The organism is Pseudomonas sp. Yb2C2 (genome assembly GCF_052112325.1).
GTDB classification, from domain to species: domain Bacteria; phylum Pseudomonadota; class Gammaproteobacteria; order Pseudomonadales; family Pseudomonadaceae; genus Aquipseudomonas; species Aquipseudomonas marginalis.
Map to the genome: position 1 here is coordinate 1 of NZ_JAVAJK010000008.1, position 15112 is coordinate 15112.

Annotated in this window: 13 protein-coding genes and 1 pseudogene; 11 read left to right on the forward strand and 3 right to left on the reverse strand. The window is 57.6% G+C overall.

From position 1 onward, the window contains the following. Positions 1 to 194 precede the first annotated feature (194 nt). From Q8X51_RS12775 to Q8X51_RS12790, 4 genes are read left to right on the forward strand one after another with little or no spacing between them, the layout of a single operon-like run. Positions 195 to 1181: an ATP-binding protein gene (locus Q8X51_RS12775; RefSeq protein ID WP_235865609.1), complete on the forward strand. Its 987-nt coding sequence runs from the start codon at positions 195 to 197 to the stop codon at positions 1179 to 1181. Further along, on the forward strand, positions 1120 to 2427 hold the full coding sequence (locus tag Q8X51_RS12780) for a hypothetical protein (protein WP_407693804.1): 1308 nt from the start codon (positions 1120 to 1122) through the stop codon (positions 2425 to 2427). The genes Q8X51_RS12775 and Q8X51_RS12780 overlap by 62 nt, the downstream gene beginning before the upstream one ends. Beyond that, positions 2424 to 4298 carry a hypothetical protein gene (locus Q8X51_RS12785; RefSeq protein WP_074847688.1) on the forward strand — a complete coding sequence of 625 codons (1875 nt, stop codon included), beginning with the start codon at positions 2424 to 2426 and terminating at the stop codon, positions 4296 to 4298. Before Q8X51_RS12780 ends, Q8X51_RS12785 begins: the two co-directional genes overlap by 4 nt. Before the next feature lie 8 nt (positions 4299 to 4306). Beyond that, positions 4307 to 4963, forward strand: coding sequence for an OmpA/MotB family protein (locus tag Q8X51_RS12790; RefSeq protein WP_074847689.1), 657 nt, complete (start codon positions 4307 to 4309; stop codon positions 4961 to 4963). Positions 4964 to 5028: 65 nt separating this feature from the next. On the opposite strand, the gene Q8X51_RS12795 is transcribed toward Q8X51_RS12790, so the two are convergent. From Q8X51_RS12795 to Q8X51_RS12805, 3 genes are all read right to left on the reverse strand, one after another. Beyond that, positions 5029 to 6177, reverse strand: a complete 1149-nt coding sequence (locus Q8X51_RS12795; RefSeq protein ID WP_074847690.1) for a hypothetical protein — start codon at positions 6175 to 6177, stop codon at positions 5029 to 5031. A 28-nt stretch (positions 6178 to 6205) separates the two neighbouring features. Beyond that, positions 6206 to 7015 (reverse strand): ubiquinol-cytochrome C chaperone family protein, encoded by an 810-nt coding sequence (locus Q8X51_RS12800; protein WP_074847691.1) that lies wholly within the window; start codon positions 7013 to 7015, stop codon positions 6206 to 6208. A 228-nt stretch (positions 7016 to 7243) separates the two neighbouring features. Next, entirely contained in the window at positions 7244 to 7501 is a 258-nt protein-coding gene (locus Q8X51_RS12805; RefSeq protein ID WP_074847692.1) for a hypothetical protein, read from the reverse strand. Between the two features lie 119 nt (positions 7502 to 7620). Between Q8X51_RS12805 and Q8X51_RS12810 the strand changes: the two genes are divergently transcribed. The 7 genes and pseudogenes from Q8X51_RS12810 (at position 7621) to Q8X51_RS12840 (ending at position 15105) form a co-directional block, all read left to right on the forward strand. Then, complete coding sequence (locus Q8X51_RS12810; RefSeq protein ID WP_074847693.1) at positions 7621 to 8496, forward strand: WYL domain-containing protein; 876 nt, start codon at positions 7621 to 7623, stop codon at positions 8494 to 8496. 2 nt (positions 8497 to 8498) lie between these two features. After that, positions 8499 to 8762 (forward strand): DUF6124 family protein, encoded by a 264-nt coding sequence (locus tag Q8X51_RS12815; RefSeq protein WP_407693805.1) that lies wholly within the window; start codon positions 8499 to 8501, stop codon positions 8760 to 8762. A 336-nt stretch (positions 8763 to 9098) separates the two neighbouring features. After that, complete coding sequence (locus Q8X51_RS12820; protein ID WP_407693806.1) at positions 9099 to 10031, forward strand: chemotaxis protein CheV; 933 nt, start codon at positions 9099 to 9101, stop codon at positions 10029 to 10031. Between the two features lie 75 nt (positions 10032 to 10106). After that, positions 10107 to 11222 (forward strand): HD-GYP domain-containing protein, encoded by a 1116-nt coding sequence (locus Q8X51_RS12825; protein ID WP_407693807.1) that lies wholly within the window; start codon positions 10107 to 10109, stop codon positions 11220 to 11222. 443 nt (positions 11223 to 11665) lie between these two features. After that, positions 11666 to 12616, forward strand: a pseudogene (locus Q8X51_RS12830) (PDC sensor domain-containing protein); the annotation flags it as partial. 111 nt (positions 12617 to 12727) lie between these two features. After that, complete coding sequence (locus tag Q8X51_RS12835) at positions 12728 to 13516, forward strand: methyl-accepting chemotaxis protein (RefSeq protein WP_442094012.1); 789 nt, start codon at positions 12728 to 12730, stop codon at positions 13514 to 13516. A gap of 149 nt (positions 13517 to 13665) precedes the next feature. Further along, positions 13666 to 15105: an ArnT family glycosyltransferase gene (locus Q8X51_RS12840; RefSeq protein ID WP_407693808.1), complete on the forward strand. Its 1440-nt coding sequence runs from the start codon at positions 13666 to 13668 to the stop codon at positions 15103 to 15105. Positions 15106 to 15112: the final 7 nt, after the last annotated feature.

The window sequence follows — 15112 nt, forward strand, 5'->3', positions numbered from 1 at the left end:
TTGCTAAAGCTTACCCCCCTCACGCCGATAACAGAGTGCAACCCCCTCTCTCACACACGGACGTGTCTCTTGCCCTTAGCCAAGCGCCCTTCCCCGCCCTTCAGCTCTCACGCACAGCTGGTTGCGACGCATTATGTCGCTCGCTTGTTCGACACGCCTTCCACGTCTGGAACACTTAACCGCCCCCAATCTTCTTGATCGATCAAAGGCTCGAACCTATGTCAGCGAATGATTATCTGCGCAACAAGATACGCCCCAGCTTTCTTGAAGGCCTGGATGCCGAGCCGGCGCCGGAGCCTGCTACGCCCGCTAAGGCGGAATTTCGGTGTGTCGAACCGCGCTTTACGCTGGAGCGCGATGTTGTGATGTCCGCCGAGCTCAAGCAGCAGTTGGCGGAGGCCGTTGCAAAGATCGAGCACTACCGCACGATTTATATCGAGTGGGGTTTCGCCACCGCAGATCCGGCCGGCAAGGGGACGATCCTCAATTTCTATGGTCCTCCCGGCACAGGGAAAACCCTCACCGCCGAGGCGTTTGCCGGCAGTCTGGGCAAGAAGATCATGCTGGTGAGCATCGCCGACCTGGAAAGCAAGTTCATGGGCGATACCGCCAAGAACATCGCAAGCGTGTTCCGCAGTGCCCAGGCCGAAGACGCGGTGTTGTTTTTTGATGAGGCCGACACTTTGCTGGGCAAGCGTTTGTCCTCTGTCACCCAAGGTATCGATAACGAAGTGAACGCCATGCGCTCGACCTTGCTGATTGAGTTGGAGCGGCATGAAGGCGTGGTCATCTTTGCGACTAACTTTGCGAAAAATTACGACGCAGCCTTCGTCAGCCGTATCTCTCAACACGTTGGTTTCGAACTTCCGGGCGAGCCGGAGCGGCAGGCTATCTGGGCGAAGCTGTTGGTGCCCGGTATTCCGCTGGCTGACGCGCGGGAGACGCTACTGCGTTCAGCAACGCAACTGTCGGCGGGGCTGTCAGGACGCGAAATGCGTACCTGCATGCGCCTGGCGCTGGCCAAGGCAGTCCGTATCCCGGATCAGCCTGCGTTGGCACAAGCACATTTACAGGACGCCATCGAACAGGTCGCCAGTGCCATGGCACAGATGCAGGCACATGGCGGCAAAACCAACACACCAACATTGGAAGCAGCCCGCACATTATTGGGCGTGCGCTGAGGAGCGAATCATGGGTCTATGGAACTGGGTCAAATCAACCGCGTCCTCTATTTACGAAACGGTGAAGGAGAAAGCCGTTGCTACGGTCAATTGGCTGGCGGACAAGGCGGAGACGTTTGTCGGCGATGTGAAGAACATCTGGCAATCGGTAAAGCCTTATCTGGCGCATGCACGTGTTGCCCTGACGACGCTGGCGAACCTCGCGCCATGGCCCATCGTCAAGCGGATGGCGCTGGGCCTGGAGAAGGTCCTGGGCTTCCTCGAAAATATTGAAAGCCATCCGTTGATGGCCAAGCTCAAACAAGCCATCGACTGGGTCATAAAATCCGCCAGGAATGTCCGGGAGAAGGTGCTGAACGATATGGAGATCAAAGAAGCCGAAGCCCGTGCGCAAGTATTCAAGGAGGGCGCCCAGCAGGTGCCCGCTGCCGAACGCGGCGTACTGAAAATCGCCGAGCTCATCAACGCTTACATATTAACCAAGGCCAAGATCCAGCGTGTGGTCAACAGCGAGCAGTTTGCTGACTTCAACCACTACCTGCGTGTGCGTGCCGCCCAAAAGCTGCTGAATTTCTACGAAAGGCGCATGACATCCATCGAAAACCTGACCGACGTCGATGCCGACATGATCGCGCTGATGGACATCTCTACCAGTTTGCTCGATGAGACACCGACCCTCACCCTCGAACAAACTCAAACCCTCAACGAACTCACCACCCTGCACTTCGGCAAGCCAGTCGTGCCGTTCGTCTTCGAGGAGATGACCCTCGCATGGGGCGCAGATCTGCGCCGCCTTGAGGTCCAGTGGCAAAAACTCAACCGGGACCTGGCCCGCGACAAGGTGCTGGCCAAACGGATGTCCATGGCCAGCCGCACCGAAGCATTGAGCGCAGAAGAACAAGTCGTGCTCAACGACCTTGAGCGCAATTTGAGTCGAGATACCCAGCGGCTTGAAAACCTCGACGTCAGCATTCGAGAAAAACGCTACTACGTATACGCGTCGGAAGGTTTTCTCCAGTTGCTGGAAAAAGATGAGCAACAGTTGATTGCCGACGACCAGGAATATCTGCTCGACCGCAGCGAGGAAGTCGGTTCACTGATCGCTCGCTGCGCTCAACAAAACTTGAAGTGGGCCTCCCTGAGCGAGAGTGAGCAAGCCCTGCTGATCGACTTCGGTAACATTTTCGAAAATGACTGCCTTGCTCGGACCGAAGCCGCTCTCCAGGAAGTTGAGGTAGGCGTGTGAACAACGAATTAGTGAGTTTTTTGCTGCCTCGGCTTGAACCCTTGCAGATGTTCTTCTTCCTGTTCATTACCGGTGCAACCCTCCTGACGGGATTGATGGTGGCTCTGCGAGCGAACGCGCATCATTGGGAAAAGAAGTGGCAAGGGGGCAAGTTGGGCGCCTCGGGGCTGCGCGCGGATCATGGGTCGATCCACGACCTGAGTGAAGCCGTCTCGACCACTGCCGAGAAAATCGCCGGCATCATGCCCGGGATGCTCTTGGTGGTCGGCTTGCTGGGCACCTTCCTAGGCCTGGGCATGGCACTCGATCACGCATCGACTATTTTGCAGAAAAGCGGCAATGCTTCTGTGGGCGCCATGGGCGGCGCGATGCAGGACATGACCGCGATGATGCAAGGGTTGGGGACCAAGTTCAAAACCTCCACCTGGGGCATCATGGCCTTCATTTTATTGAAGGTATGGGACTTGCTCCTGGGCTATGAGGGCCGCCGCCTGGCTTGGTGCATCACGCAGGTCAAGACACAAATGTCGGCCTCTGAGCAACAACGCGAAAACGCCCGTGCCGCTCACGACGCCTTCCTTCAAAACTGCATATCCAGTGCGGCCAAGTACATGACCGGCGCGCTCGGCAAACAGGCCGACACCTTCAATGAACTGATGCAGCAACAGGCCAATCGACGCCACGGCACTGACGCCGAACAACGGCAGTTATTGCAAACCGGCTTCGACAGCGTCAGTACCCACATCAGTGGTCTGGCGAACGGCATCAGCGCCTTACTGCAAAGTGAGAGCAACAGCCAGCAGATCGCCCGCGAAGGGCAGGCGATCGTCCGCGAAGCCGCAGACACCGCTCAACGCACCGAACAGGCCCTGGGCGCTTTGGCCGACAGCAACAAGCAACATCTGCAAACGGGCTTTGCGGGCCTCGACACCCGTATTGCCAGTGTCACCGAGGGCATCGGTACGTTGCTGCAACGCCACACCGAGAGTCTGCAGGTGCATCGCGACACGCAAGACGTTCTCAGCCAGATAGCCACTTCAGGCAACCGTACTGAACAGGCGATGACCGCGTTCACCGACAACAGCCGCGACAACCTGCAAGCCCTACAAACCGCAGGTGAAACGATGGGGGACGCGGCCGGCAAGGTGGGCCAGTCCGCTGCTGAACTGCAAGTCGTGGTGAGTGCCTTGCAGGGTCAGATGGCAGAGGTCATGAATGGCGTCAAAGCTGATTTGAACGGCACGCTGGCCACCATGAACAAGGACTTCAGCGACAACCTGCACGGCATGGGCACGCAACTGGAAAGCGCCACCACAAAACTGGGCGACGTGATGGAAGCCGTCAAGACTGACCTGGGTTCGAACATCAAGACCATGAACCACGACTTCGGCACCAACCTGGTCAACATGACCACCAGCCTGGGACAGGCGACCGGGAATATTTCCAAGGCTATCGACAGCATGTCCGGCACCGTCAGCCAGGCCATGGAAGAAGTCGCCACCAACATGCAGAAAACTGCCATCGCGCAGGAAAAGACCACGCGGGAGTTCGAGATGGTCAGTGATAACCTGAATACGAACATCCTGGCGATCCAGGGCGTGGTGGAGAAACTGTCCAAGGACATTCTAAGCGGCCTTAAAGCCGTATCCGAAAGCGGCCAGCGCATGGTCTCGCTGGATCAACGTTACGGCAAAGTCTCGGAAATGCTGATCAAAGTCCCCGAGTCCCTCGACGCTCTGGCGAGCGTTGTCACGCGCCCACCCGTTGACCTGCAACCCCTGCTGCAATCCGTGAATCAATTGACGGGGGTTGCCAACAACATCAATAAATCAGTCACGGCCCGAAAAGCCGTGAAAGCCGTGAAAGCCTGAGCCCCCTCATGAAAGAGAAACCAAGCGAGTGGGTATCCATCTCTGACCTGATGGCTGGCGTAATGGCAGTGGTAATGCTGCTACTGGTGATGTCGGTATTGCAGAATCAATTTGCCGAACTCAAGCGCCAGGAAGAGCAAAACCAAGCGGGGGTGACTGAGCAGGAAAAGGTCACCGGTCTATTGCAGGAGATGAAAGCCGCCCTGGACGCACAGGGCGACTCCGGGTTGGTTTCGTTCGACCTCGCCGGCAACAAGATGACCCTGGGGGACAAGATGTTCGCCCGAGGCAGCGCGTGCCTGACGGATGAGGCCAAGCGCGAACTTCGCCTCGTCAGCCCACGCATCGCCACCTTCTTTGGCAGTTCGGGTGACGCCCAGATACTGGTGGAGGGGCATACCGACAATACACAGGTCGCACGCCCGGTGACTGACTTCGTCAAGTTCTGCACGGTCTACGACGACAACTTCACACTGTCTGCCGCAAGGGCCAGAGAGGCACGCAAGTTGATCATCGAACTCCTTGAACCAGGGCAGGCCAAGCGCGTCATCGTTGCCGGCTACGGGGATTCGCAGCCGCTGCCAGAACTTGATCCGGCGGACGAACACAATCGGCGCGTAGAAGTGCAGTTTGTGAATCGCCGGGATTCGAACAAGCGCATTTGAATCGGCCGCCGCGCCGCTGACAGACACTCTCTGTTGGCGACGCGGCACACCGCTGATCAGGAAAGCTAAGCGGTGCGGGCCTGGTAGGCGCCGATAAACTCATTGCCCCGCATCTCTACCGTCAACACGACCGGCGATTGCTGTTCAACCAGCAATTGCTGCATCTGCCCGATCTCGCTGATTGCGCCCGCCATAAACAACGGTAGCGTCTCCTCCTCCCACTCTCTTAACGACAGGCGATTCGCCTGGATCGTGGATTGAGAATCCAGGTAAGAGGAGAGATTTTTCGCCCGCGTCTCTACGGCGTCTTTGAAGCCAGACAAGTGCCCGTTCTCTCCCAGAAACTGACTCGTCACACGGCTCAGCGTCGTTTGACGTCGCTGAACCAGAGCGCTTTCGCCAGGAAATGAGGCCAGCAGTCGGCACGCCGCTAACCGGGTTCCCATACACAGTTTCCACTCTTCTGCGCGGGCGTCTGATTTGCTCTGCATCACTTTCAATGCAGCAGTCAATCCAGCCGTGGTTTCAAACATGCCGGGCGCTTTGTGCTCCGCCGCTTCCTTGGCCAGTGTGACCAGTTCGCCTTCCAACTGATTGTGGATCGAGCCCAGGTCCAACTCGATGTCTTCCAGCTTCTGCCTGATCGCCGGGCTCAACTCACCGGCCAGAACCAGCGGTGCAACCTGCGTCAGGTAATTCAAAGCGCCTTTGACAATGGACTTGCGTCCCTCGACCAAGAACGTCGAGATACCCTCGACGCCCGCCTGAATCTCACTCAACTTGGCGCTAATGTCGGCCAGGTGCTTTTGAGCCACCACGGCGGACGCGATCTGGAACATTGCTGCAGAACTGACCAGTTGCTGAAGCTTTTCAGGCTCAAACAACCTCGCATGTTCCTTGATATCTCCGCCTTGTCTCGAGAAGGCTCGGAAGCCGTTGCCATCCGCAGCCGCCGCGAGAGGACCGTCGATCACCACTTGCATGTATCGAGACTGGGCAACATCGTTCGCGACAATCAGATTGGGGAGTGTTTGCAGCAATGGACCCAAACGATCGATGCCCAAACGGGCCGCATCAACCTTTTCAACGCCGGCGGGAATGACCTGCTGCGCGGCCAACGTAACGCTCATCAACGGCTTTTCGGCGGACTTACCGATCAGCCAGGTTGGCAGGTCGTTGCCTCCAGTGTTTGGCTGCGTGAGGTTGTTTTCCATGACAGGCTCCAGATTCAAATGAGAGGGTTCATTGCGCCAGGCCTGCCCCGCATTCGCTGCAGAATTTACTGGTTTTAGGGGTGGGAACCTCACAGGACGGGCAAGTGACCAACGCGCTTTTTTGCCGAATGTAGGCGATCTGCACAACACAAGGCACCGTCACTCGATAGGCCTGACTCGTCAGTGTTTGAGCGCCGGCAATACCCGACAACGCTACGCCAATCGGACCGAAGGCCAGCCCCGCAGCACGACCCGCTACCAAGGTGGTGCCGGCGGCCAACGCACCACCCATTGCCAACCGTGCAAACGCGCCGGTGGCCAGAAGAGCGGCCTGTATGGCAGCAGGGCCACCGCGCCGTATCGCGGCCTGAATAGCAGCGTATGAAACGCCCAAGGGGCCCGTTTCATTTTGAAAGCCCTTGGAAAAGTCGGCCTGTTCCTGCGCCGACATTTTCTCCCAGGCATCGGACAGCAGCTTCTCCAACACCTTGAGCTCCATGCTCGCAACCGGTTCATTCTTGCCGCCAGTACCGCCCACATGACTGAGCACATCGGCGACGATCTCGGCATAGGGAACACCGTTGCGGCGGAACAGGTTGACGAAGCTATTACCGCCAAAATGTTGCAGCTCGCGAATCAGCAGGAGCAACACACCCCTGGAGAACTTGTTCTTCTTCTTTGCCGACTCCAGCGCTTCGCGTACCTCGCTGGCCATCGCCAACCGCCCCTTGCCAGAGTCGGTCAGGAAATCGACCAGCACGATTACATCGACTGGATCTGCATCGATAAGCATCTGCAGCAGATCACTGTCCCCATTGATATCAATCTCGCTTTCCATCAACCATCCCCTGGAGTCCGTTCATGCAAGCCGCAATCAGCGGCCGATTTATCCCTAGCTTATCCGCAGCGCGTGGGAAAACTTTAGCCCACGGCAACGCACGCATAACGGTATACGACCTCTACATGACCACTATGAGGATTGCTGGAAACCCAGATTGCGCAGACAAACGTGAAGGGCCTGGGTTTTATCGGTATGGATAGGTTCTCCTGATAATAATGCCGCGAACTATTCTGTGACCGGAATCAGCGCTTGCAGCAATTCCAGCTTTCGCTGCAACTGCGCGACATGCTCTCGCTCCGCCCGCAACGCCGACCGCAGCTCGCGGTTTTCCACTTCCCAGATCTGTGCCCAACGCAAATCCTTCTGATAATGGGCAACCATTTTCCAAAGCTCGCTCAACTTCAAACAGTGCTGTATCAGCACCAGCAGGATGACTCCCATCGCCACCAGTGCCCCCGTCGAAACCACTTCCGACATACTCATGTTTACGTCCTTTCCTGTCTTCGATAAATGCCGCTGACAGACAAACGATATGTAGTGATTCACGACAGGTCTAGAATGTAGACTTATACAGGTAAAGTATTCACACACATGGAGCGGGTATGAAACGCAAGCAATCCATCGAACAAGTGCGCTGGGATCTGGCACTTCGCTATCGCTTGATCGAGACAGTCGCCTGGTGGGAAGGCCGGCTGACCACGGGCCACTTGATCCAGAGCTTCGGCATCAGCCGCCAGCAAGCCTCCAAGGACATCAACACCTACATAAACGAACATGCGCCCCGAAACTTGACATATGACAAGCAGCGCAAAGGCTACGTACCCAGCAAACAGTTCAAACCGCTGTTCATCGATGACAGCGCCAGCGCCTACCTGCACCTGCTTTACCAGAACAACGAACGGGCGCCGCACATCGACGGGCTCGCCCTGGCCTATGCGCATACCAAGGTGCTCGAAGTGCCGGACCGGCCCATTCGGCCCGAAGTCCTGCGCCCATTGCTCGCGGCCTGTCGCGACGGTTTGCGCCTGGAAACCGAGTACGTTTCGCTCAACACCCCAAACGTGGAAATCCGCCTGATTGCCCCGCACACCCTGGTGTACACCGGCATGCGCTGGCATGTACGCGCCTATTGCGAGAAGAACCGCCAGTACCGGGATTTTGTGTTGAGTCGCCTGCGAGGTGAGCCCGACCTGCTTGACGCGTCACAGAACACCCGGGAGCTGGACGAGGACTGGAATACCGAAGTACCGATCATCTTTACCCCCGATGGCCGCTTAAACGCCGCGCAGCAGGCAATCATCGAAACCGACTTCGGCATGACGGATGGGCAACTGGTGGTCGCCAGCCGCAAAGCACTGGTGAAGTATGTATTGCGCCGCTATCAGGTCGACCCGAGAAACCAGGCGACCAACCCGGAGGCCCAGCAGATCGTAGTCAGCAATATCAAGGAGCTACGGCCGTGGCTCATGCATGATTGAATGTGCGTTCACAGATTGACGCCCTGAGCCCCCAATCACCCCTCAGCCCCCTCTTCACCCTTGCCCAGGACATCTCCCCCGAAACCCTGCTGATCCAGGCCAGCGAAACCCTCGCCTCACTCAACGCCATGACCACCGACCTGGCCTTCGAGCTCGAAGGCGCCAACCGTCACAAACTACTGGCCACCCAACAATTGATCGTACTGGGTGAACTGTTGGTCGAGCGAGTGCTGGTACCCACCCAGGACGCGCAAACATTCCAGTAACAAAAATGGCCGAGGCGCTTTCAGCGTCTCGGCCATTTTATTGTCATTCACCGTAATACGCCGAGTCATAGAAGCCGATCAGCGTGGCCGACCGCATCGAGTGCTTCGAGCACCAGCAAACAGGTTTCCAATCTTAATCATTCTCAACACTCAAACTAGCAAGTTAGCCAACTAACTATTTTCAAACACCCACCTGAATAGTTGATCATCCGCGCCGCCATCGCTTTAACGATAAACCCGAAAATTATTTCTCCTTCACATATATTTTACATTCCCTTACATATGCTAGTGTCATTACAACATCAATGCTGTTCCAACCAGAATCAAGGGGTGTGTATGGCAGGTGTAATGGCATCCGTTAACAGCCGTACACAATTGGTCGGCCAGAACAGGCTGGAATTATTGCTATTCCGCTTCAACGACCAACAGCTGTACGGGATCAACGTCTTTAAAGTCAGGGAAGTTATCCGTTGCCCCAAGTTATCCCTACTACCAAAGTCTAATAACAATATTTGCGGTGTTGCCAATATACGCGGCGCTTGCATCCCTATTCTAGACCTTGCGATGGCAACAGGGCTGCCCGGCATCACGGATAAAGAAAGCGCGTTTATTATACTTACGGAGTACAACAACCGCGTTCAAGGTTTCCTGGTCTATGCGGTTGAACACATCGTCAATTTGAACTGGGAAGACATTCATCCGCCCCCCAAGGGCAGCGGCGACAACAATTACCTGACGGCCGTTACCCGTGCCGATGATCGTCTGGTCGAAATCATCGATGTAGAAAAGGTGCTGACGGAAATCTCGCCCTCGTCCGAAGAAATATCCATCGGCGTGGTGGATGACGCGGTCACCCAGCAGGCTCGACACCTGCGTGTGCTGACCGTGGACGACTCGATGGTAGCGCGTAAACAGGTGACCCGCTGCCTGGAGACGGTAGGCGTCGAGGTAGTCGCCTTGAACGATGGCCGCCAGGCGTTGGATTACCTTCGGGCCATGCTCGACGAGGGACGCAACCCGGACGAGGAGTTCCTGATGATGATTTCAGACATCGAAATGCCGGAAATGGACGGTTATACCCTGACCGCCGAAATACGCGGCGACCCGCGCATGGCCAAGTTGCATATCGTGCTGCACACCTCCCTGTCGGGCGGTTTCAACCAGGCCATGGTCAAGAAAGTCGGGGCCGATGACTTCCTGGCGAAGTTTCGCCCGGATGACCTGGCAAGCCGCGTAGTCGCGCGTATCAAAGCCGCGAGCCCGATCTGAAAGGTAAGACAACACTGCTCAAGCCAGGGAGGCTGATGAGACACGTATAAGAAGAACATCAACAGAGGGCATACCATGTTGAAGTGCAATGAACTCAATCTGCAGGCGCCTGACGGCGAGGCAAAGCCCTTCTGGCGGGACGGTGCACCCTCAGAGGGGCCGTGCGCCCTGGGCTGCGGCGCTCCGCCAGCCACCCAGCCCCCAACAGCTGCTCCGGTCATCGCCGTCGTCCCCACCTCCATGCAGGACGAGTTGGTCGCCGCACAGGAAATCTGTAGCCGCGCCAAGACCGCCGTTGTCGAAATGTTCGGCCATGCCCGCATGGGCCGGGCCCTGGAGCTTGAAGACGTCAGTGCACTGGTGGACGACATTTCGAGCTCGATCGCCCGCCATCCCAACGCCTTTATCAGCCTGGCACGCCTTAAAAGCATCGACGACTACACCTACATGCATTCGGTCGCCGTGTGTGCGTTGATGATTGCCCTGGGCAATCAATTGGGCCTGTCCTCCGCACTGATTCGTCGGGTCGGGATGGCCGGGTTGCTGCACGACATCGGCAAAATGGCCATACCAGGTGCCATCCTCAACAAGCCTGGCCGGTTGAGCAGTGACGAATTGCAGTTGGTGCGCACCCATCCACGGGAGGGGGAGAAAACCCTGCTGGCGGCCTCGCAGATGTGCGAAATGGTCGTGGATGTGTGCCTGCATCACCACGAAAAGTTCGACGGTAGCGGCTACCCCCATCAATTGGCGGGTGACCAGATCAGCCTGGTGGCCCGGATGGCTGCGGTATGCGATGTCTACGATGCAATCACCTCGGACCGTTCCTACAACCAGGGCTGGGACCCCGCCGTCGCCATCCAGCAAATGTCCACATGGGACGGACACTTTGATGACGAAGTATTTCGTGCATTTTTGAAGTCCGTGGGTATTTACCCGGTCGGTTCTATTGTTCAATTGAAAAGTGGCAGTATCGGTGTCGTCATAGAGCAACATCCCGACTCTTTATTGATGCCAAAAATCAAAGTGTTTTTCCTGCCCGTTCTAAATATCTATGTAACGCCGAAAATAATAGACCTGAGTGATCCCGCACAATCCGATCGAATTGTCGCGAGAGTACCGCCCCAGCGTTACGGTTTTAAAAACACCGAGCATTTATGGCTCGATGAAGAGATGCCAAAAGAGCATTAAGCAAACTCAGCGCTGTACCGCATGCATATGCCTAAGCAGCCAATGATAGAACACTATGCCTTGCGCCAAGAAAGTACCGGAATGTCGACATTCGATGATGTTGGCAACTATTAGCATGGGCAGGAAACATCATGAAATTCAACTCATTGCAGACTCGAATCTGTTTCACCGCCGGGCTCTGCCTGTTTATCTCTTGCGCGAGCCTGGTGTTATATGGCCTGTATTCCTCGAATGCCAACCAAGCTTTTGTGGGTGCTGAAGTTTCAACCCTGATTGAAAGCGCCACCATCCGCGAAGTGCAAAACCTGGCTGAGTCGCGTGCCAATGCCATCCAGGCAAAACTGCAGAACGCCTTGGACTCGGCACGCACAATGGCCAATACCCTGGGAGCGAGTAAAAGTGCCCAGAGCCCGCTGAGCCTGGGCCGCGAGCAGATCAATACGATGCTGCTCAGCGTGCTCAAGGACAACCCCGACTTCAACGGCACGTATTCATGCTGGGAGCCGGACGCGCTGGACGGCCAGGACCAAGCCTTTCGTATCAATGAAGGCGGTAACAACCCGTTGACGGGCCGCTTCACGCCTTACTGGACACGCAGTTCAGACGGCCATATCGCCGTGCAACCGCTGGTTGAGTACGATTCCGATGCCCGCCACCCCAATGGTGTGCTGAAGGGCGGCTGGTATTCCGGCCCGCGGGACACCCAGAAAGAAAGCGTGCTGGACCCACTTCCCTACGTGGTGCAAGGCAAAAATGTGTGGTTGACCACGCTGTCGGTACCTATCACCGCCAATGGCAAGTTCTACGGCGTGGTCGGTGCAGACTTCGACATTTCGTTTATCCAGAAACTCAGCGAGCAAATGTCCGCCGACCTGTATGGCGGCAAAGGCTCCGTGTCGATCCTGAGCAATCAAGGGTTGGTGGTGGCCGACAGTAAACGCCCGGAACTCATTGGCCAGTCATTGAAAGCGTTGTTGCCCGGCTCTTGGGAGAACGTGTTGAGCAATGTACAGAAGGGTCAGGGAGACAGCCGGTTCAACCCGGATTCCCAGGAAATCGAAGTGCAGATGCCGATCAACCTGGGCCGCACCGGCAAGCCCTGGGCGATCGTGATCCATCTGCCCAAGGCGGTGGTCATGAGCCAGGCCATTGCCCTGGAGCAGGAACTGCAGTCACGCGGCGTCAAGAGCAGCATCTGGCAGGTCTCGGTCGGCGTGGGTATCTCCTTGCTGGCATTGCTGGCGCTGTGGTTCGCCACGGCGAAAATCGTCGGTCCGATTCGTGAAGCCGCCGCCCTGGCCGCCAACATCAGCCTGGGTGATTTCTCGCGTCGGCTGGTGCAAAAATCTGAAGATGAAGTGGGCCAGTTGTCCTTTGCCTTGAACGATATGTCGGAAAGCCTGCAACGCCAGGTGCGCGTGGCCGAGCGAATTTCCGAAGGGGACCTGGATCTGGAAGTGCGCCTGTCCTCGCCCAATGACACCCTGGGCAAGTCGTTGGAAAAAATGGTCGGCAACCTGAACACCTTGATTTCCCAGGTGCAGGCCAGCGCCACGCAAATCACCGGCAGTTCCGCGCAGGTCACCGAGTTGAGCCAGTCGCTGTCCGACGGCGCGTCCAATTCTGCCTCGTCCATCACTGAAATCAGTGCGGTGATGACCCAGATGGCAGCGCAAACCACCGACAACGCCGCCAATGCGAAAAAGGCCGACGAGCAATCCCAGGCTTCCCGCGCCGACGCCGGGGAAAGTGACAAGTTGATGAGTGAATTGATCGCCGCCATGGCGGAGATCGACAACTCGGGCAAAGACATCACGGCCATTATCACCACCATCGACAACATCGCCGCTCAAACCAATCTGCTGGCGCTGAACGCGGCCATCGAGGCCGCCCGTGCCGGCGAACTGGGCCGTGGCTTTGCAGTGGTCGCCGATGAGGTCAGGAGCCTCGCCGCCCGCAGCGCCGAAGCCGCCCAGCAAACCGCCGCGCTGATTGCAGATTCCTCGACCAAGACCCAGCGCGGCATGATCATCGCCGGCCGCACAGCCGACTCGTTGAGAAATATCGTTACCGGCACCAGCACGGTGTCCAGCCTGGTGTCGTTGATCTACCAAGCCTCCAGTGAACAGGCTTCCGGCCTGCAGCAGGCGAGCATCGGCCTGGAGCAGATCGACGAAGTCACCCAGCAGAATCAGGTCAACTCCCAACAATGCGCGGTGGCGGCCAAGAATCTGTCGGAACGGGCCAGTTCCATGCAACAGGGCCTGAGCCGCTTCAAAGTCAAAGCCTCGTAATGCCTCACGCGAAGCCAGGGGGAACATCAACCTCCTGGCCCAGCGATATAAACCCACTCCCATTCATGAAATATTAAGAATCGCCTCCCTATACTCACCGATTGCGAGCCGTTCCCCCGAACGGCCTTCTGCCTCGGTAGCCAGACTCCATGACGCGCCCCGCTCCCCTGCTGCTCCTGCTTGCTGCTCTGTTGTTCTTCTTTGCCCTGGGTAACCACGAACTGCAAGGCTCCACCGAGGCCCGTGTCGCGGGGATCGCCATGGCCATGCACCTGGACAATGACTGGGTCGTGCCGCAACTGTTTCGTGAACCCTTCCTGGAAAAACCGCCCCTGAGCCTGTGGCTGGACGCCGGAGCGATTCGCCTGTTCGGCGGCACGCCTGGGGCGGTCCGCCTGGCCTCGGCATTTGCCGGTCTGTTCAGCGTGATGCTGTTCTATTCCATGCTGCGCCGGTTCGGGCGCCCGAAAACATTGGCCCTCAGTGCGGCGCTGATCCTGGCGACCATGGCCAGCTACTGGAGCAATGTGCGTGGCGTGGGGGAAGACTCACTGCTCAGCCTCGGCGTGACCACCGCGCTGCTGGCGTTCTACCAGGCGATGCGGCCTGAGTCCGAGCGCCAAGGCTCGACGACCTGGGCCTGGGCGCTGTTTACCGCCGGCATGGTGATCGCCACCTTGAGCAAAGGCGTACTGGGCCTGGCGATGCCGGGCATCGTGATTTTCGTGTACCTGGCCAGCACCAGCCTGATGGGCAAGCGCCTGCGCCTCGCCGACTGGCTCAAGCCGGCGCTGTTCACCCTGTTGGCATTGGTGCCGCTGATGATCTGGTTGTGCTTCCTGTTCCAGCGCGGCGGGATGCAGGCCGTGGGCGAAGTACTGTGGACCAACAGCGTCGGGCGCTTCAGCGGCTCGTTCGTAGAGGCCGGGCATTACGAGCCGTTCTACTACTACATCGCCAAGCTGCCCGAGGCCTTCCTGCCGTGGAACATCCTGGTGTACCTGGGCCTGTGGCACTTCCGGAAAAGCCTGGTGCGTAACCGCTACCGCCTGTTTTTCAGCGTATGGCTGGTGGCGCAATTCACCCTGCTGACGCTGGCCTCAAGCAAGCGCACGGTTTACTTGATGGCCCTGACACCGGCCGCCGCCGTACTGGCCGCCGAATACGCCCGGGTGTTGCTGGAATGGCTCAAGGACCACAAGCCGGCGCTGTACCGCTACCACCGGCATGTGATCGGCGGCGTCTTCAGCCTGCTCATCGCCTGCTATCTGGTGACCGCATTCTGGTTCGCGCCAAAAGCTGACGCGCGCCAGTCATTCGTACCGGTGATCAGTCAGGTCCAGGCACTGCAGGCGCAAGGCAAGGAAGTCGCGCTGTTCCAGCCCAACGAGCGGATCGCGGGGGCCGGCGTGTTCTATATGAAGAGTTACCTGAGGATCCTGCAGACGGAACCCGAACTGCACAGCTACCTTGCGGCCCAGCCCGGCAACGTTGCGCTGCTGGACCATACCAACGACTTGACCACCAAGGTCACGGTGATCAAGGAGATGGCCATCAACCGCCAGCCCTACTACTTCATCGAGCAGTAAGGCCAGC